Source organism: Allolucifera butyrica, from assembly GCF_900476375.1.
GTDB lineage: Bacteria > Bacillota > Negativicutes > Sporomusales > UPPP01 > Lucifera > Lucifera butyrica.
This window is the reverse complement of sequence record NZ_UPPP01000068.1, coordinates 1-17,979: the sequence shown is the minus strand read 5'-3', so window position 1 is coordinate 17,979 and position 17,979 is coordinate 1. Positions and strand designations below refer to the sequence as shown.

Annotated in this window: 20 protein-coding genes, 1 tRNA gene and 1 riboswitch; of the genes, 14 read left to right on the top strand and 7 right to left on the bottom strand. The window is 45.6% G+C overall.

Going from position 1 to position 17,979, the window contains the following annotated elements:
- The first annotated feature begins 209 nt into the window (after positions 1-209).
- The 8 genes from LUCIF_RS10035 to LUCIF_RS10000 all read left to right on the top strand — a co-directional run bounded on the left by LUCIF_RS10035 (position 210) and on the right by LUCIF_RS10000 (position 8,852).
- Entirely contained in the window at positions 210-1,316 is a 1,107-nt protein-coding gene (locus LUCIF_RS10035; protein WP_122627760.1) for a hydrogenase small subunit, read from the top strand.
- Complete coding sequence (locus tag LUCIF_RS10030) at positions 1,297-3,192, top strand: nickel-dependent hydrogenase large subunit (protein WP_122627759.1); 1,896 nt, start codon at positions 1,297-1,299, stop codon at positions 3,190-3,192. Before LUCIF_RS10035 ends, LUCIF_RS10030 begins: the two co-directional genes overlap by 20 nt.
- Positions 3,193-3,218: 26 nt before the next feature.
- Entirely contained in the window at positions 3,219-3,920 is a 702-nt protein-coding gene (gene cybH, locus LUCIF_RS10025; RefSeq protein WP_207857390.1) for a Ni/Fe-hydrogenase, b-type cytochrome subunit, read from the top strand.
- Positions 3,920-4,399, top strand: coding sequence for a HyaD/HybD family hydrogenase maturation endopeptidase (locus LUCIF_RS10020; RefSeq protein WP_122627757.1), 480 nt, complete (start codon positions 3,920-3,922; stop codon positions 4,397-4,399). The genes cybH and LUCIF_RS10020 overlap by 1 nt, the downstream gene beginning before the upstream one ends.
- Positions 4,400-4,513: 114 nt before the next feature.
- On the top strand, positions 4,514-4,822 hold the full coding sequence (locus tag LUCIF_RS10015) for a hypothetical protein (protein ID WP_122627756.1): 309 nt from the start codon (positions 4,514-4,516) through the stop codon (positions 4,820-4,822).
- A 161-nt stretch (positions 4,823-4,983) separates the two neighbouring features.
- Positions 4,984-5,940, top strand: a complete 957-nt coding sequence (locus LUCIF_RS10010) for a glycosyltransferase family 2 protein (protein ID WP_122627755.1) — start codon at positions 4,984-4,986, stop codon at positions 5,938-5,940.
- A gap of 74 nt (positions 5,941-6,014) precedes the next feature.
- A riboswitch (cyclic di-AMP (ydaO/yuaA leader) is annotated at positions 6,015-6,159 on the top strand.
- A 3-nt stretch (positions 6,160-6,162) separates the two neighbouring features.
- Positions 6,163-6,834 (top strand): C40 family peptidase, encoded by a 672-nt coding sequence (locus tag LUCIF_RS10005; RefSeq protein WP_243638715.1) that lies wholly within the window; start codon positions 6,163-6,165, stop codon positions 6,832-6,834.
- Between the two features lie 302 nt (positions 6,835-7,136).
- Positions 7,137-8,852, top strand: coding sequence for an ABC transporter ATP-binding protein (locus tag LUCIF_RS10000; RefSeq protein ID WP_165865955.1), 1,716 nt, complete (start codon positions 7,137-7,139; stop codon positions 8,850-8,852).
- A 38-nt stretch (positions 8,853-8,890) separates the two neighbouring features.
- Here the strand turns inward: LUCIF_RS10000 and LUCIF_RS09995 are convergent, their stop codons facing one another.
- Positions 8,891-9,814, bottom strand: coding sequence for a Na/Pi cotransporter family protein (locus LUCIF_RS09995; protein WP_207857388.1), 924 nt, complete (start codon positions 9,812-9,814; stop codon positions 8,891-8,893).
- A 142-nt stretch (positions 9,815-9,956) separates the two neighbouring features.
- Here LUCIF_RS09995 and LUCIF_RS09990 point away from each other — a divergent pair, with 142 nt between their 5' ends.
- The 5 genes from LUCIF_RS09990 to LUCIF_RS09970 all read left to right on the top strand — a co-directional run bounded on the left by LUCIF_RS09990 (position 9,957) and on the right by LUCIF_RS09970 (position 12,950).
- The gene (locus LUCIF_RS09990) at positions 9,957-10,526 is read left to right on the top strand and encodes an HDIG domain-containing metalloprotein (RefSeq protein ID WP_122627752.1); all 570 of its coding nucleotides are present in this window, start codon (positions 9,957-9,959) and stop codon (positions 10,524-10,526) included.
- 93 nt (positions 10,527-10,619) lie between these two features.
- Positions 10,620-10,970, top strand: a complete 351-nt coding sequence (gene rsfS, locus LUCIF_RS09985) for a ribosome silencing factor (RefSeq protein WP_122627751.1) — start codon at positions 10,620-10,622, stop codon at positions 10,968-10,970.
- 3 nt (positions 10,971-10,973) lie between these two features.
- Positions 10,974-11,849, top strand: coding sequence for a CvfB family protein (locus LUCIF_RS09980; RefSeq protein ID WP_165865954.1), 876 nt, complete (start codon positions 10,974-10,976; stop codon positions 11,847-11,849).
- A 121-nt stretch (positions 11,850-11,970) separates the two neighbouring features.
- Positions 11,971-12,046 (top strand) — tRNA-Ala (locus tag LUCIF_RS09975).
- Between the two features lie 232 nt (positions 12,047-12,278).
- On the top strand, positions 12,279-12,950 hold the full coding sequence (locus LUCIF_RS09970; RefSeq protein ID WP_122627750.1) for a TerC family protein: 672 nt from the start codon (positions 12,279-12,281) through the stop codon (positions 12,948-12,950).
- On the opposite strand, the gene LUCIF_RS09965 is transcribed toward LUCIF_RS09970, so the two are convergent.
- Complete coding sequence (locus LUCIF_RS09965) at positions 12,947-13,798, bottom strand: hypothetical protein (protein ID WP_122627749.1); 852 nt, start codon at positions 13,796-13,798, stop codon at positions 12,947-12,949. The genes LUCIF_RS09970 and LUCIF_RS09965 overlap by 4 nt on opposite strands.
- Before the next feature lie 129 nt (positions 13,799-13,927).
- Positions 13,928-14,866 (bottom strand): metal-dependent hydrolase, encoded by a 939-nt coding sequence (locus tag LUCIF_RS09960; RefSeq protein WP_122627748.1) that lies wholly within the window; start codon positions 14,864-14,866, stop codon positions 13,928-13,930.
- A gap of 192 nt (positions 14,867-15,058) precedes the next feature.
- Here LUCIF_RS09960 and LUCIF_RS09955 point away from each other — a divergent pair, with 192 nt between their 5' ends.
- On the top strand, positions 15,059-15,442 hold the full coding sequence (locus LUCIF_RS09955) for a RidA family protein (RefSeq protein ID WP_122627747.1): 384 nt from the start codon (positions 15,059-15,061) through the stop codon (positions 15,440-15,442).
- Positions 15,443-15,740: 298 nt separating this feature from the next.
- Here the strand turns inward: LUCIF_RS09955 and lgt are convergent, their stop codons facing one another.
- From lgt to LUCIF_RS26505, 4 genes are all read right to left on the bottom strand, one after another.
- Positions 15,741-16,529, bottom strand: coding sequence for a prolipoprotein diacylglyceryl transferase (gene lgt, locus LUCIF_RS09950; RefSeq protein ID WP_122627746.1), 789 nt, complete (start codon positions 16,527-16,529; stop codon positions 15,741-15,743).
- Positions 16,530-16,597: 68 nt separating this feature from the next.
- Positions 16,598-16,882, bottom strand: a complete 285-nt coding sequence (locus LUCIF_RS09945) for a metal-sensitive transcriptional regulator (RefSeq protein WP_207857386.1) — start codon at positions 16,880-16,882, stop codon at positions 16,598-16,600.
- 205 nt (positions 16,883-17,087) lie between these two features.
- Complete coding sequence (locus LUCIF_RS09940; protein ID WP_122627745.1) at positions 17,088-17,480, bottom strand: hypothetical protein; 393 nt, start codon at positions 17,478-17,480, stop codon at positions 17,088-17,090.
- A 203-nt stretch (positions 17,481-17,683) separates the two neighbouring features.
- Positions 17,684-17,979 (bottom strand): hypothetical protein (locus tag LUCIF_RS26505; protein WP_207857384.1); only part of this gene is annotated, 296 nt, incomplete at its 5' end.

Below are 17,979 nucleotides of genomic sequence, written 5' to 3'. Positions count from 1 at the left end.
TATCCCACTTTTCGCAGTTCTCTGTCATTCGACAATAATTCTCTGAGAAAGATAAACTTAGTGAATTTTAGTGGTTTATCGTTCCATTATTCCTAAATTTTATTTTTTCTGTCTGAAATAGTTTTTTAATAATTATAATTTTAATGTAGATTTTTCCTGAAAATTATGTAAAAATTATATTAGCCAAATAAACGGAATGGAGGGTAATTATGGGAGAGTTAAATTCATTGTGGGATATATTTCAAAATAACAAGTTGAGTCGCCGTCAATTTATAAAAACCTGCGTGGCCCTTACCAGTATAATGGGCTTGTCCACGACCATGATCCCGAAAGTGATCGAGGCGGCGGAGAAAAAAGCTCTTGTTCCGGTAATCTGGCTGCATGGTCATGAATGCACCGGCTGCGATGAGGCATTGCTCCGTTCGCAGACGCCACTGGCATCAGACCTCGTGTTAAATACGATTTCTCTGGAGTATACGGATGTCTTGGCGGCGGCAGCCGGGGAGCCGCTGGAAGATCATTTAGCAAAAACGATGCAGCAATACCGCGGGCAATATATACTGGCCGTGGAAGGTGCAGTTCCCGTGGGCAATGATGGGGTAACCTGCATGGTTGGCGGCAAGCCGTTTGTGGATAATTTGCGGGCTGTAGCCCAGGGAGCCGCTGCCGTGCTCGCCTATGGATCCTGTGCGTCCTGGGGCGGAATTCAGGCAGCAAAACCGAATCCCACCCATTCCGTGGCGGTGACGGAAGTTTTGCCGGGAAAAACGGTTGTCAGGGTTCCCGGCTGTCCGCCGATTCCGGAAGTTATGACCGGAGTTATCATGCATTATGCCCTGTTTGGTCAAATTCCCCCGCTGGATTCGCAAGGCAGACCAGCCCAATTTTACGGCAACCGCATTCATGATACGTGCTATCGCCGGCCGTTCTTTGATTCCGGCATGTTTGCCGAAACGTACGACGGAGCCGGGAGTAAAGCCGGCTGGTGCCTGTATAAATTAGGCTGCCGGGGACCGGAAACATACAATTCCTGCGGCAATATGCGCTGGTGGAACGGACTTTCCTATCCGATCCAGTCGGGAGCCCCCTGCATCGGTTGTGCGGAAAAGGATTTCTGGGATCATGCTCCTTTTAGTGCGCGGTTGCCGCAAATTTCCCTGCCCAATACAATTGCCGATGCCGATAAGGTGGGGTTGGTCGCAGCCGGTGTCGCCGGCGCCGGTGTAGTGGCCCATGGAGTGGCTTCTGTGATTCAACACCAAAAAATGCAAAATAAAACGGTAAAGGAGGATCCGAATGAAACGCATTGTAATTGACCCGATGAACCGTATCGAAGGACATCTGCGCGTGGAAGTTACGCTGGATGAGGCCTCCGGCAAGGTGAATGATGCGTTGTCGAGCGGTACGGCCTGGCGGGGAATCGAGCTGGTGCTAAAAGACCGGGATCCCCGGGATGCATGGGCCTTCGCCCAGCGAATCTGCGGAGTATGTACTACTATGCATGCATTGGCGTCTTTACGGGCCGTAGAGGATGCACTGGGGATTGAGATCCCTAATAATGCCAATTACATACGGAATATTATTGCCGCTTCCCAGGAAGTGCATGATCATTTGATGCATTTTTATCATCTGCATGCTTTGGACTGGGTAAGTCCGCTCGAAGCGGCTAAGGCGGACCCTGCGGCTACCGCCGCTCTGCAAAATGCAGTGCTGGAAAAATACGACCTTGGTATCGGCAGGATGTCGGAACATGAAATGAGCGCCTATCCGAAAGAGTACCCGAAAGCAACTACGACCTATTTTGCTGCCGTTAAGACCAAAATACAGCAAATTGTCGACAACGGACAACTGGGTATTTTTGCCGCGCATTATTGGGATCATCCCGATTACCGTTTATTGCCGCCGGAAGTTCATCTGATGGCGGTGGCGCATTATCTGAATATGCTTGATAAACAACGGGAGGTAGTGGTACCTCATGTTGTATTTGGCGGTAAAAATCCTCATCCCCATTATGTCCTTGGAGGTATGCCCTGTTCCGTTTCCATGACCGATATGAACGCACCGATTAATAGCGAGCGCCTGGCAGTGGTGGAAACATCCCTGGATTTGGGAATTGCGCTTACTAAATATTTTTATATGCCCGATGCTTTGGCTATCGGCCATATGTATGTGCAGAAGGGAATGCTTGACGGTGGCGGTTTAGCCGGTGTCCGCGTACTTGGTTTCGGTGATTATCCGGATGAGGCGTATTCCGGTATAAAAAACGGTGATTTTCATAAAAAACTGCTTTTCCGCTGTAACGGGGTTGTGGAGAATTTTTCCCTTGGCGTGGAGAAAGCCGTGTATTATGACTTAACCGACCATGATTTAACCGACCCGGCTGCATTGACGGAAGGGGTGGAGCATTCCTGGTATAATTACCCGCAAGGGCAACCGGACCTTCATCCCTGGCAGGGGATAACCGAGCCTAATTTTACCGGGCCGGGGGAAGGTACGGCAACGGCGTGGAAACAACTCAACGAAGCAGGCAAGTATTCCTGGCTGAAAACACCCAAATGGCGGGGCAAAGCGGCGGAGGTCGGTCCGTTGGCCAGGTATATTATCGTATACACTAAGGTTAAGCAGGGTCATATTCAGCCGACCTGGGCAGAAAAAATGATTGTGGAGCAAGTTGACGCCGCTTCCAAAGTGCTGGGACTGCCGCCGGAAAAATGGCTGGTATCGACTGTCGGCCGGACGCTGGCCCGGGGGTTGGAAGCTCAGTTGTTCGCTTATATGAGTAAATATTATTTTGACAAGTTGATAGCCAATCTTCGCAATGGTGATACCCATGTCGCCAATACGTCCCTGTGGGACCCCGCTTCCTGGCCCCAGGAAGCCAAGGGAGTGGGGTTGCATGAGGCGCCCCGGGGAGCATTAAGCCACTGGGTCGTCATTAAAAACGGCAAAATCGATAATTATCAAGCCGTTGTACCTTCGACCTGGAATGCCTGCCCCCGGGATAGCACGAGCGGTCACGGTCCCTATGAGGCCAGTATGATGGACACACTGGTTAAGACACCGGATAAACCGCTGGAGATTTTGCGGGTCATCCACTCCTTCGATCCTTGTTTAGCCTGTGCCACTCATCTATATAATAGGGAAGGGCAAAAACTGGCGATCGTAGAAACGGATGCATATGCCGGAATTTGATTATGCGAAAAAGGTGGGGAGAGGAATTGGAAAAGAACCAGTCACGTAAAGTGTATTACGTTTTCAGTCCATGGACGCGTCTTTTTCATTGGCTGATGGTTGGCTCAATTGCTGTGTTGTTTACTACCGGTTTGTATATTGGCAATCCGTCTTTTTTGGGAAATCAGGGTCTGGAACCAACGTATGCTGTTAATAACTGGTTTTCCATGGAAAAAATCCGCTTTTACCATTTTACGGCCGCGTATATCCTGCTGGCGGCAATCATTCTTAAAATCTACGGCTTCCTCGTGTCGAAAGGGGACCGGCTGTTTCCCCACTTTTGGACAAAAAAGTTTTATGCCGGGGCATGGGATACCATCCTTCATTACCTGTTTTTACGTCCCCGGCACCGTCCCTATTTACGTAATTCATTGGCCCGCGCCAGCTATGCCGGTCTGTATTTCCTGATTCTAATTGAAATCGCCACCGGGTTCGCCATGTATTTCGGCATTAATCCGCATAGCGGCGGCGCAATGTTATTCCATTTTGTCGGTTATATTATCGCCAATGAATATGCGCTTCATCTGGTGCACCACTATGTAGCCTGGATCATTGTACTTTTTGCCATTGTTCATGTTTATATGGTGATCCGGGATGATTTGCTGGAAAAGAACGGAGAAACCTCCAGTATGATTGCGGGTGTTAAATTTTTTGCGGAAGAACCGGAAGACTTGAGGGATATAAGATAATGCTGCAGGTGACTATTTTAGGTGTAGGAAACATTTTATTACAGGATGAAGGTTTTGGCGTCCGGGTGGTCGAGCAATTATCGGAGCGTTATGTATTTCCTGATTCCGTTCAGGTTCTTGATGGCGGGACACTTGGCATGGAATTAGTTTCCTTTTTATTGGAAACTGAAAAACTAATTTTAGTGGATGCCATTTTAGGTTCAGGCCTTCCCGGTTCTTTCTATTGTTACCGGAATGGGGCGGTAAATACCTATATGGCCGAAAAAGCATCCATGCACGGTGTTGGCATGCAAGAAATTTTAAAAGTCCTGGAACTCATGGAAAAAAGTATTCCGGAAATCGTTGTAATGGGAGTTCAGCCATTGTCCCTGGAAGCAGGAACCGAATTATCCGTTCCGGTTCAAATCCAGGTAAATAGGGTTATGGACGAGGTTGTCTCTTGTTTAAAACAATGGCAAATTGCGGTTGATTTAAAATAATATCAGCGCCGGTTAACTTTTGACGGAAACAATAATGCATAGAAACCCCGAAATTTCCGGGGTTTCTATGCATATACCTGCTTTGCCAATCATACCTATTATGGGGGTGGCAAAGTGAATATTAAAAATTTATTTCTGGTGATCACTTTAAAGGACGATCCGTTTAAAGTCCCTGTAGAAGGATACCGCCAGAACAAAAGTGGAAATAATGAATTGTTAGTCACTTTGTTTGACCAGAAGTTATGGGTTGACGCCCATGCCGTCAAATTGTTTAAAGGACGGGGCAGTACATTTTGCTGGAAAGATCATCAAGAAGGAATACATATCGAGTTGAATGAAACTTGCGAGGTGTGTCCCGATTGTGGCTGGTGGAAATGCCCGCATTGCGGCGCATGCCGTTGCAATAAACCCCTTCGCCTGTAAAACCTAAACAAAAACAATCTGTTAATACCCCGGCTTTTGCGGGGCATTTTTATTTTTGACTCAAATTGGAGATATTATATTTGAATGAAACAAATCGAAATCTAATTGACTGGAAGTGTCTATTGATGCAATAATTAAGGGATGAGGGGAGGAAGCCGGACATGAAGTTCATTTCGATTGTTGTACCGGTATTTAATGAACAGGACAATATTGATAATTTTTATCAGGAAATATGTAAGTATATGGAGCCTCTGGCTTATCCATTTGAATTGCTGTTTGTTGATGATGGTTCCCGTGATGCCACACCGGCAATTCTGGACCGTTTGACCCAACAGGACAGCAGGGTACGAGCCTTGATTCTGGCACGAAACTTCGGGCATCAGGTAGCATTGACCTGCGGTTTGGATCATGCTCATGGCGATGCCGTCATAACAATGGATGGCGATATGCAACATCCGCCGGAAATGCTGCCGCTGCTTTTGGAAAAATGGCAGCAGGGCTTTGAGGTGGTCCAGACTATCCGTCTTACTACGGAAGGAGTTTCCCGGTTTAAAAGGATGACTTCCGCCCTGTTCTATAAATTGATCAACGCCATGTCGAATGTTCATATTAGTGAAGGCGGTTCTGATTTTCGCTTATTGGACAAGAAGGTTGTGGAGAGCTTTCGTCGTTTTAAAGAGCGGGCCCGGTTTATCCGGGGCATTATTGGTGCTATCGGTTATAAACAAACCTATGTCGAATTTGTCGCTCCCAGGCGTTTTGCCGGAAAATCCAAATTTTCTTTAAAGAAAATGCTTCATTTTGCTTTGGACGGGATTACTGCCTATTCCAAAATGCCGTTGCGCTTTGCCTTTTATATCGGCTTGCTGCTGGGACTTATCAGTTTTGGCTTAACTGCCAATGTTTTATATACTAAAATTTTCACGAATGAAGCGGTTCCCGGCTGGGCGACCATTGCTGCCAGCATTTCGTTTCTTGGAGGGTTGCAACTGGTTGGTCTCGGAGTGATTGGCGAATATGTCGGTCGTATATTTGAGGAAGTAAAACAGCGTCCGTTATATTTGATACGAGAGGAACTGAAAAACAGCCGGACTGAAAATGGCAAAACAGGGGAATAATAGAACATTGATTTACAAAAAAAGTATATTCTCCGGCAGGATTTTTTCTTTTCAGGTCGAATAAAAAATTTTGAGCAGCTAGAAAGCCGAATCATGCTCAGGTACGGGGGAACCAATTTTGGGGGTGAAGTTTTTCCGGTATAGGTTTGGACACCGGAAAATAGGGGGCCTGCAACCCTAACCCGTCAGCTAACCTCGGAGGCTATGGAGAGGAGATAAAACTTGAAAAAGCTTCTGCGGACCATGTTTTTGTTATGTTTTTTTCTTGGTGCAGTTTCTCTTGCTCATGCTTCCGGAGTCATCCGGGAGGGTGATCAAGGGAATGATGTGCGCATGGTTCAGTCCCAGTTAATCGCTCTCGGCTATAACGTCGGCACTGCCGACGGGGATTTCGGAGCGGTTACGGCCAGTGCGGTCAAAGCTTTTCAAAGAGATCACGGGATCGAAGCGGATGGAATCGTTGGAAGTGAGACATACCGGCTGCTAATGGGCCGCGAAATGCCTGTAAGCCGGGATTCCCAGCAAACTTCCATGATTCGCAGGACTCTCCAGACAGCGATGCAGTATCTCGGAGTCCCTTATCTGTTTGGCGGAAGTTCACCCAATGGCTTTGATTGCTCCGGGTTTACTCAGTTTGTCTTTGGCCAAGCCGGAGTATATCTGCCGAGAGCGGCCGACGAACAATTCGATGTCGGTCGGACGGTGGCTTACAGCCATCTGCAACCGGGTGATTTGGTGTATTTTACTACCTATGCTTCCGGCGCATCGCATGTTGGGATTTATTTAGGCAATGGACAGTTTATCAGTGCTACTTCGAGTCGTGGAATTGCAATTGATAGCTTGGGCAGCAGTTACTGGGGGCCCCGTTATTTAGGAGCCCGCCGGGTGGTATGAGTTAGGAAAAGGGGGAGGCTGTTGGGCCTTCCCGCTTTTTATGATATTGAGTTCGCCTAAAAAGCGCATCTATAATATATTTTCTTTTAAATAAGAAAGACCCAAATGGTCTTTAAATGGAAAGAAAGTATTTTGCTTTTCGGCTTTCTTAAGAAGAATATGTTATTTTAGGAACAACCCGAAAGGTTATACTTTCTTGTTTAAAAAGTTTTGCCATAATGATTTTAAATAGATAAATATTGTAATATTATATTAATGTCTTTGAAGCGAGAAAAATGTCATTTATGTATTTGGAGGCCTTCATGTTGGCTTTATATTGGCGTAAATTTGTACTCCCTTACCGTTCCTTAGTCAGCACAGCAATTTTCTGCTTTATTATCGCCAGTGTGGCTGGTTTGGCTGCGCCCATCATTATTAAAATTCTAATCGATGGTGCTCTGGCTAAAGGGGATATGAGCTACTTATCTACGATTACCGGCGGGATTGTCGTCTTATATTTTATCCGGGGTATTTTCTTTTATATTTATGGCCTTACTATGGCTAAGGCGGGCAATGAGAGTTTGTCAAAAATGCGGCAGAGCATGTTTGACAAACTCCAGTCATTAGATTATGCCTATTTTGTTAATATGCCGGCGGGAGAGATTATCTCCCTGTTTACGAATGATTTATGGCTTATTCAACAGGCAGTTACCCTGGGTATTCCGGACCTTTTGGTAGAGTCGTTGAATTTGTTGGCGACTATGCTGATTATGATTTATTTCGACTGGCAATTGGCATTGGTTACATTTATAACCCTGCCGTTTATTATCGCCGCAATTGCCTTTTTTAATAAACGGATTGCATTAATGGGTACCCTGGTTGAACATACACTGGCAAAATTAACCGGTATACTCCATCAATCCTTATTGTCGGTTCGCGTCGTTCAAAGCTATGTCCGGGAAGATTATGAGTACCAAAAATTCAGTTTGAAGATTTATCAAGTTGCCGGGGATTATTTAAAGGTACAAAGATTAAATGCGATTTTAGTACCTTTGGTGGAGTTTTTAGCCGCGCTTGGTTTGACGATTATCATCTGGTTTGGCGGCAGAGAGGTTATCAACGGCAGTCTCAGTATCGGCGGCATGTTTGCTTTTTTAGTCTATATTATCAATGTACCGGCGCCGGTCCGTAAAATTAGTCAGGCTATTTCCATGATGAAGCTGGGAACCGTTGCCTGGCAGCGGATTGGTTCTCTCAGACAACAGTCCTCCATGATCCAGGAGGGGGATAAAGAGCTTAAGCAAGTAACCGGCAAGGTGGAATTCAAAAATGTATCGTTTAGTTATTCTCCGGACCTGGGAATACTGAAAGATATTAATATTGCTGCCAATCCCGGTGATATCATCGCGATTGTCGGACCGAGCGGAGCCGGTAAATCATCCTTCGCCAATCTGTTGCTGCGTTTTTATGATCCAACAGGAGGGTCGATTTATTTAGACGATGTAGATATCCGGACCTATACAACGCAGTCGGTGCGCAAGTATATGGGATTTATCCAGCAAGACCCCATTTTATTTAATGCAACGATATTTGAAAATATTCGTTATGGCCGGCCGTCGGCCTCTTATTCTCAGGTAGAAAGAGTGGCCAAGCTGGCGAATGCCCATGATTTTATAATGGAATTGCCGAAAGGCTATAATTCAGTGATCGGCGAACTGGGCAGCAACTTATCAGGTGGACAAAGACAGCGGCTAGCCATTGCCCGCGCTATTATTATGGAGCCGTCCATCCTTATTCTTGATGAACCCACGGCTTCCCTGGATGCTCACGCCGAAAAACAGGTAATGGAAGCCATTCGCAATGCCAGTGTCGGACGTACGACTTTTATCATTACCCATCGTCTTTCCACTCTTAATGCGGCAGATACCATTGTATATCTGGACCATGGCCGGATTGTGGAAATGGGAACCCATACCGAGTTATTGGCAAAGGATGGCTATTATGCCAAAGCGGTTCAACTGCAAGAATTGCATGTATAGCATTCTTTTTCCGGAAAAAACGGACCATTTTAACTGAATTACCGTTTGGGAACCAGCCAGACAATCAGGGCGGCATATTGTTTGATAAACGGCAGTATTATCAATGACGAAATAATGTTGAATAAAGCATGCATCGTGGCTACCTGCACGGAAAAATCCCGGCTGAAAATGCCGGATATTGCCGTCAGCCAATGCGTAAGCGGGTAGAAAAGGATTACCCCCAGTATGTTGAGCAGAAAATGAGCCAGGGCCAATTGTTTACCTGCCGGCGAAGAAACCGTTCCTGCTACCAGTGAGGATAAACAGGAGCCGATATTGTTACCATAAATCACATACGCAGCCGTAGTCAGGTCGATCAGTCCCTCGGCGGCCAAAAGCATTAAAATCCCGGTTGCTGCACTGCTTGATTGAAAGAGCACGGTAATTGCCATACCGCCGATGATTCCGTATAGGGGCGCCGTCTTGGCAATGAGCAGGCATTTTACGATAAAAGACAGGGAAGACAATTTATCAAGCGTGTGGGCCAGAAGGGCCAGCCCGCTGAACATGCTTAATAAACCGGCGGCCGACATTGCTATATATCGCAGCTTTTTACTGCCTAGCATAATAACGAGAGCAAGCAAGAGCAGATAAACGATCCGGGATGTCGGGAAGTTCAGAGTCATTAATTGTACGGTTGTACAAGTGCCGATATTAGCGCCTAAAATAATGCCAAGTCCCTGATAAAACGACAGGTAGTCAGCACTTACCAGACTAATGGTGATTAGTGATAATCCGGTACTGCCCTGCAGGACCGCACTGGCAATGACACCAAAGAGGAGCCCTCGCCAGGGAGTAACCGTCAATTTATGCAGCGTATCCCGCAGTCGCGCCCAAAATACCTTTTGCAACCCTTGCCGCATGCCAAAGATGCCGCCAAGGAGCATAAATGTGCCGGTGAAAATTTCCACAAGAGTAATCATGCTTACCACATCCTCCGGCTATATTTGTTAACCGGTTGAGTAGGATAAATTGCTTGGAACGGACTGTTTTGGTATAATGAATACCAGTTAAGGCGCGGTAAAAAATTGTTATCTGTTAATGGATTTGTGAGGAGGTTTTTATATGCAGATAAGTAAGCAGCAGGCATGGCAAGTCTTAAACCAGTACGTAACCAGCGATGTCCTTTTGCGCCATTGTTTGGCGGTAGAAATTGCAATGCGGGCTTATGCCGCTAAATTTAATCAAGATCCGGAGTATTGGAGCACTGTAGGTTTACTGCATGATGTGGATTTTGAGAAATATCCGGAAGAGCATCCGGCCCATGCGCGGAAAATTCTTATGGCCCATGGATATGACGATGAGTTTATTACCAATGTGGAATCTCATGCCCGCGACTGGCCTAAGGAAAGGACAATCCTGCAGAAAACACTGCTGGCTGTAGATGAATTAACCGGTTTTATTATTGCCTGTGCGCTGGTTCGTCCCGACAAGAGTCTGGAGAACCTGGAGGTGAAATCGGTAATGAAAAAAATGAAAGACAAGGCGTTCGCCAGAGCGGTTAACCGTGAGACAATCATAAATAGCGCCCTGGACATGGGGATTGACTTGAAAGAACATATTGGTTTTGTGACTCAGGCGTTATCTTTGGCGGTAAAACAACCGGAATATCAGGAAATTCCTTTAATTGGCTAGAGACATATTGCCAATGAGAGTGTTTTTCGAATAGAAAAAAACTATGTTTGAAATGCTATACAAAAATGGATACCAATTTTCAGGAGGAAAAATATGACCGATATAACCAACCAGTTACCGGAAATGATTGCTGCTGCGGCTGATGATAAAAAGGCCAGAGATATAGTCATTTTGGATATGCAAGGCATATCGTCGGTAACGGATTTTTTTGTTATCTGCAGCGCTAACTCCACCACTCAGGTGGCCGCCATAGCCGATAATATTGAAGAAAAGTTATCAGAAAAGGGAATCAATCCGCTCCATAAGGAAGGATATCGGGAAGCACATTGGATTCTGCTGGATTATGGGACCTGCGTGGTTCATATTTTTATCGAAGAAGACCGGAATTTTTACAATCTGGAGCGCTTGTGGGGCGATGCCCAATCGCGCAGTTATGAAGCATAGGTGATGACCTTGAAAACAGACAGTGATTTGAAAGCCGGCAATGTTGCTTTGCTAAAGGTGGTTCGTGTAAGTGATCTGGGCGCTTTTCTTGATGCCGGAACGGGAAACACGAGCGACGATATTTTGCTGCATAAAGCGCAGCAATTAAAAGATGTATCCATTGGTGAGGAAGTCAAGGTTTATCTGTATACCGACCCGAAGGGACGCTTGACTGCCAGTATGCGGCTGCCGCAAATGCGTGAGGGGCAGGTGGCCTATGTCACCGTGATTAATACGTCCCGGGACGGAGCATTTGTCGATATTGGCGCGGAACGCGGTGTTTTTATGCCCTATGCCGGAATGCGCGGCATAGTCCGGCGCGGCGAAAAAGTCTGGGTCAAGCTGTACCGGGATAAATCAGGACGGCTGGCGGTAAGTATGGAAGTGGAAGACGACCTGCGCCGGGCGGCCAAGCCGGCTTCAGATGTCAAGGTTGGCGATATGGTTTCCGGCGCCGTATACAATTTTAATGAAGCGGGTGCGTTTTTATTTACGAAAGAACGTTATATCGCTTTTTTACATCATGATGAAATGACATCCCGCCCCAAAGTGGGAGAGGAATTAAACGTCAGGGTTACTTTTATTCGGGAAGACGGAAAAATTAATGTCAGCATGCGGCCGCTAAAACAAGAGGCCATGGAAACGGATGCAGACAAGATACTTAATTTGCTTCGTTCCCGGAGCGGCAAGATGCCCTACAGTGATGCTACTGCGCCGGAAGTGATCAAAGATAAATTCGGCATCAGCAAGGCTGCTTTTAAACGCGCCCTGGGTTTTCTTATCAAACGGGGCCTCGTGGAACAGAGGGAGGACGGATGGACCTATTTGCTAACAGAATAAATATATTCGTGGTGCAGAAAGGTTAGAAGCCTGGTTATTATTTAGTTGGTATAATTATTCGACAAGTTGACACGATTAATATAGTATTGTATAATAATATATACTGGTAATATATTAATGTGGGGGTATAGCTCAGCTGGGAGAGCGCTTGAATGGCATTCAAGAGGCCAGCGGTTCGATCCCGCTTATCTCCACCAGAAAAATATTAAACCTTTGCAGGTTAATTGCAAAGGTTTTTTTGTCCTTATAAATTAAGGCATTAAAGGCTTTGAGGGAAATTACATTTATGATTTAAAAAACTACCATCCTCTAAATGCAGGGGTGGTAGTTTTTTGCTTGGGAGGAAGATATAACTGGAATTTCAAGCGCGCAGAGGATGACGGCGCGGGGCATACTATAATGAATGACGCAAAGGCAGGAGTCACAGGTATGGACTATATTTTTATCCTTTTCAGTATTATCATGGTAAATCTGCTGCTTAGCGGCGACAACGCCCTGGTTATTGCCCTGGCCAGCAGAAAACTGCCAACGGAGCAGCAAAAGAAAGCGATTCTCTGGGGCGGTGCAGGAGCGGTAGGATTGCGGATATTGCTTACCATGCTGGCGATATTAGTATTAAGAATACCCTTTTTACAGGCGGCCGGGGGTTTGTTTCTGGCATGGATTTCGATACAACTGGTTAGGCAGGAAAATCATCAGGATATGGAACAGATTGAAGCCAAAACGAATTTGTGGGAGGCTGTCAAGACGATTATTATGGCTGACCTTGTCATGAGCCTGGATAATGTAATTGCAATTGCCGGCATAGCCAAGGGAAATATCTTGTTACTGTTTATCGGGTTGGCACTGAGTGTGCCGGCTATCATCTGGGGCAGCAAACTGATGATGGTACTAATGGATAAATGGCCGGTCGCCATTTTGGCCGGCGCCGCATTTTTGGGATGGACCGGGGGGGAAATGGTGGTGGCCGACCCGTGGCTGCGGGAAATACTATCATCTTATCACCAGTTTTTTTTAGCTATTCCCACTTTGTTTTCCCTGACGGTTATTTTCATTCATTTTCTAACTGCCAGAAAAAAGAAAAACCGGTTAAAAGATTAAAATTTGGCTGTTCCTGCGAAATAAAATCCTTTTAACGTGCTACGCGCCTTATCCCATACAATATCGGAACTGGTATTTTCCGACCCATCCGTTACATCTACACTCTGATAGCGATAGCCAATGGTAAACAGATTCCGTTTATTTTGGAGCTGGAGGCCGATTTGACCATCCAGCATTTGTCCCGGGCCGGTTTGAACAAAATCCAGGTTGCGTAAATTCCACCAGCCATGGCCCTGAACCAGAGCAAACGGGGAATAGATTAAAGAACCAAATACCGCCAGGGACGGGGACAGCGGTTTATGAACCGCCAAACCAAGGTGCGGCCCCTGGGCAGTGATGGAATAGGTTGAATTGAGGTTGGATAAAGTATCGGTGGTAGAAACATAATTTTCGGTATAATAAGTACCATCCGTCATTTGATAGCGGGAATTATGATAGCTGTAACCATAGAGGAACTGAGTGACAGGTGTCAGTTGCTCCTGCCAGTTTACATTTAAAAACATACTCTGACCACCGGTCTTAAATTCGCCGTAATACTGCAAATTGTTATTTTGCGTATAATCCCAGTCGGAATCACTCCCTGTCGCAGCAGCGATTTGCCCCATATAGCCCAGTTCGACGGAAAACTGCTTTTGCTTTGTTAAATTATTTTCATATGTACCGGTTACGTAAGTACCGCTGTGAGGGTAAAAAAGCCGGGAGGCTCCGTTGGGGGAGAAGGAGATATGCCACATCTGGGAGCCTGTCACATGCCAGGTGCCAATAGAAAGGGAAGCCGCCAATGCCGTGGAAGAAAGCAATAAAGTAATAGAAAGCAGGAGTGTGAGCAGCTTACATAATTTGTGCACAGAATGTCCTCGCTTTACACAATTTTATAAAAGAATTCGTGATTTTATGTAGACTTCCTCTTGCCCGACTGTAAGTAAAATTTGCCTGTAACAGGGAGAAAAAATAAAAAAACAGCCCCCCTAGGGCTGTTAGCAAGGAATGCGCACGGTTCGTCCTGACGAATGAATGAATGAAGCACATGGCTGATCATTATCGCCGAAGATAATCGTAGCGCTATGCAAAAACTGCTGATTCAAAAAATAACGCAAATCGTAAATGCGAACTTTTTTACTGGCCACATCTTCATCATTTTCGAAATACAGAAACGGGCTAAAGGTTCGAAAGAAATCCCCCAGTCTGGTTTCACAGGCTTTTATTGTAATCGGGGTAAAAGCCTGCCGGGGAAGGGTGGCCCTAATTTTAGGCTGCGGCAATAATGACGCAATTTCACCCACGATAAAATCGGTCTTTGTTTCGATAACGAAATCCCAATAAAAAACCCTTTTCAGGGAAGGCATTACCCAAATCCGGTCTACGGAATGATTAAAAGAGGATAGCAAATGACGCGTAATATTCACTCGCAGTACGTAGCGAAGTCCAGTATACATAAAAAGAATTGATAGAATGAAACCGGCTATTTGTTTTACGGGAAGGTGAAAGAGAAAAGTACCGGACATCATGAGCAGCAGCAGGGGGTCAAATACTTTTAAAAGGGGAAAACTTTTGCGTTCTCTTTTAAACGGCCAGAATAGTGCGGCACCATGAGTATTAAAATAGTCCGTTATAATATGGGAAAAAGAACCGGCCAAGGACCAGCCGAATAGTTGTATATAGTTGGCATGCGGCATTATTAAATAAATGCCAACACTAATTAATACCGACCATAAGACGATTCCGGGTACGGAATGGGAAAATGAGCGATGTTGCCGCAGATAGGCCAGATTACCGCGTACTTGGGCAATAATATCAAAATCGGGCGCTTGCGCTCCCAATGCAGTCGCAATATAAACCGGGTCGGATAAAGACGGCTGATGCCCGGATAACCCGGCAATCGCAAAGCCGATCAGAGCATGGGCCATAGTATCCATACAGGCACCTCCTTTATTTAACATAATACACAGATCAGTATTATAACATGGATAATTTACCGGGTCTATGGTAATAGATGGGAGGCTTCCCGGCCGGCAAAAGGTAACTTCAGAGATTCATGATACAGGATTCTCTGTTCGATTGACGAATTAAGTTATAAGCATATATTTAAGTTAATAGGAGGCATAAAGATGAAAAAAGTTGTAAACACGGGGTTGGCACCCCAAGCAATAGGTCCGTATTCCCAGGCCATCCGTATGGGAAATTTCCTGTTCCTTTCCGGACAAATTCCGCTGGACCCCGTCAGCGGGCAAGTTGTCTACGGCGGTATTGAGCCGCAAACTCATCAGGTTTTAAATAATATCCGGGCCATATTGGAACAAGAGGGACTGGGTTTTTCCCAGGTGGTAAAAACCACTGTCTTTTTACAGGATATGGAGGACTTCGCCTCGATGAACAAGGTATACGCCCAGTATTTTACCAGTGAACCGCCGGCGCGTTCCTGCGTTCAGGTAGCGGCGCTGCCACGGAATGTAAGTGTGGAGATTGAAGTGATTGCCATAGCGGCCAAATAAGAAAGACCGCGCAGCGGTCTTTCGGCTCTTGGTTCTTGGCACAGGGCGCGGGGAATGAACCTATCCAAGAATTCTTTTGGTGGCCATCCCGCCAGAAGGGTCGACGATCTCCTTTCTGATCCCAATAAAAAAGCAATGCCCCGGAGAAAAACTTTCCCGGGGCATTGCTTTTTATGGTTGGCAGCTTTTTTATGGATTTCCCACGCTCTGAGCTCTGCAGCACAAATTCTTATGGAAGCGTGTTTTCTTTTTCCAATCCAATTTCCAATTTCCGAACAACCGCCTTAAGCGGTTGTTCTTACCGTTTGGCGGCAACTGATTTACGCTGATGATAACCGCACCAGATAAATAGTATGATGCCGATCGTAATTTCCGTGAGACCGGTTAATTGAGCGGATTTGAGGCCAAACAGCATAGTACCCGAATCTCCGCGCAGAAATTCAAGAAAAAAGCGGGAGGTTGAATATAATATGAAGTAAAGGATAAAGACTTGGCCTTTGGCATGATTGGTGGTCCGGAACATGAGCAGCAGGACAAAGATAACAACATCAATTTGTCCCTCCCATACTTCTGCCGGCCAAAGGGGCTGATTGCCATATACCTGATGGGCCAGGGTAGTACTGGGATAAAGAATACCGAAATTTCCTCCGGTAGGATGTCCGAAAGCGTCGCCGTTCATTAAATTGGCCATACGCCCCAGGGCCTGTCCCATGATAATTGCCGGAGCGGCAACAATATCGGCAAACGCCCAGGTGTCGATTTTATGGCGTTTGGTATATAGGTAGCCGACAACCGCCCCTAAAATTACGCCGCCTTGAATCGCCATGCCGCCCTGCCAGACAAAGGGGATTTCCAGCAGATGATTATGATAATAACCCCAGTCAAAGAAAAAAACATCCCAAAGCCTGGCCCCGACTAAGCCGGCAATACCACAATAAATTCCCATATCCACAACATGGTGATGCCAGCGTCCGTCCTGTTTGGCCAAAAAATAGGCCGTACCGGTCGCCAGTATAATACTCAAGCTTAAAATCAAACCGTAAGCGCGAATGGGGAAATGGCCGATAAAGAAAAGATACTGATGCATAAAAGCCTCCCGAAAAAACAAATATTATTTTTAGTATACCAGAATTCGTCCGCTTACAAAAGGCGGCATTACTTTAAAAAGGAAATCATTTGTTTAACAATTTGTTCAACCTTTTGCTTATCCTCGGGTTTCTGGTCAAGCTCATTGCAAAGACATTCGATTGCGTTATTTTCTAAAATATAGATGCCGATTTTTTCAATCGAGGAACGAATCGCCGAGAGTTGAATCATTACGTTACTGCAGGCCTGATGTTCTTCCACCATCCGTTCGATACCGGCAATATGACCTTTGACATTTTTTAAGCGGAGAAGTACTTCATTTTGAACCGACTCGTTTTGCATATCCAGCGACACTCCTTTTCGCCCCCCAGAGGGGAGGGTGGTAATTATAATTAATTATATTGCTAGAATTTTTTACTGTCAAACTTGATTTATGCTTGTACCAGCCCCAAAGTTATTTGTCGCAGGAGTCAATTGCAATGCATCGAAAAAAATAGCCTATACCCCGCTATGGGGTTGTAGGCCAATTGGATGGCTTTTATTCCTGTAGTTTCCCAAATTAAACCGATTTCATCCATTCTTCGAATTTCTTTAATAGTTCATCGCGTACTGAACTGCACTCATTTCCCCGCCATTCCTGGCCGGTGTCCCCATCGAACCATACATCCTTCGGTGTAAAGGCATTTGTGGGAAACAACTTTTCCTGAATGGCAGCATACATGCCATCCAGCATGCTTTGTTTCAAAGTTTTCCGTAAGAGTTTTGCACCGCTTTTTTCGGTTGTGGCAATCTTGAGACCCTGCTCATCCTGGTCGATTTCAATATGACAAAGTAACTTGCCGTGACGGTTGGCTTCCATAATTGCTTTTTTAGCGGCCTCGGTCGCTTCATTGCGGTTAATCTTATCTTCCAATATGGTTACTCTAACATTCCCAATGATTAATTTATACATACGAACATCCCTCCCCCAAATAGTATGCATACCGCCGGCAGATAGAACTTACATCTCGCATCCTAACTTATAACGGGAATTATAGGACTGCGAAAAGCGGGATAGAACGGCAAATCCCGGAGGCTATGGAAGACATGTCAATAACTTGTGAAAATGTCACCCCCAAATAGGGATAATTATCGTGAGAAAATGTCACCTCGTAGTTAAGCATATTTGCATAGGAAAATGGATTCCAGCATTGCTAGAATGTCCTTGTCGGTATCTTCGAAGGAGACTTTATTAATCAAGGTATGGCCGTATTTGTAATAATGACTATCAGGCGGCCTCCATGTTGATTTTTGTTTGGACGAAGGGGCAACAGGCTCTTTTTTGACAGGCTTGATATACGGCAACACCGGATACAACTGCAGTTTCCATTCAACGGCAATGCCAATATGAGGGCTTACAAGAACACTAATTTTGGCCTTGGGTGGAAGAAGAGGTAAGCTAGGCTTCGTGA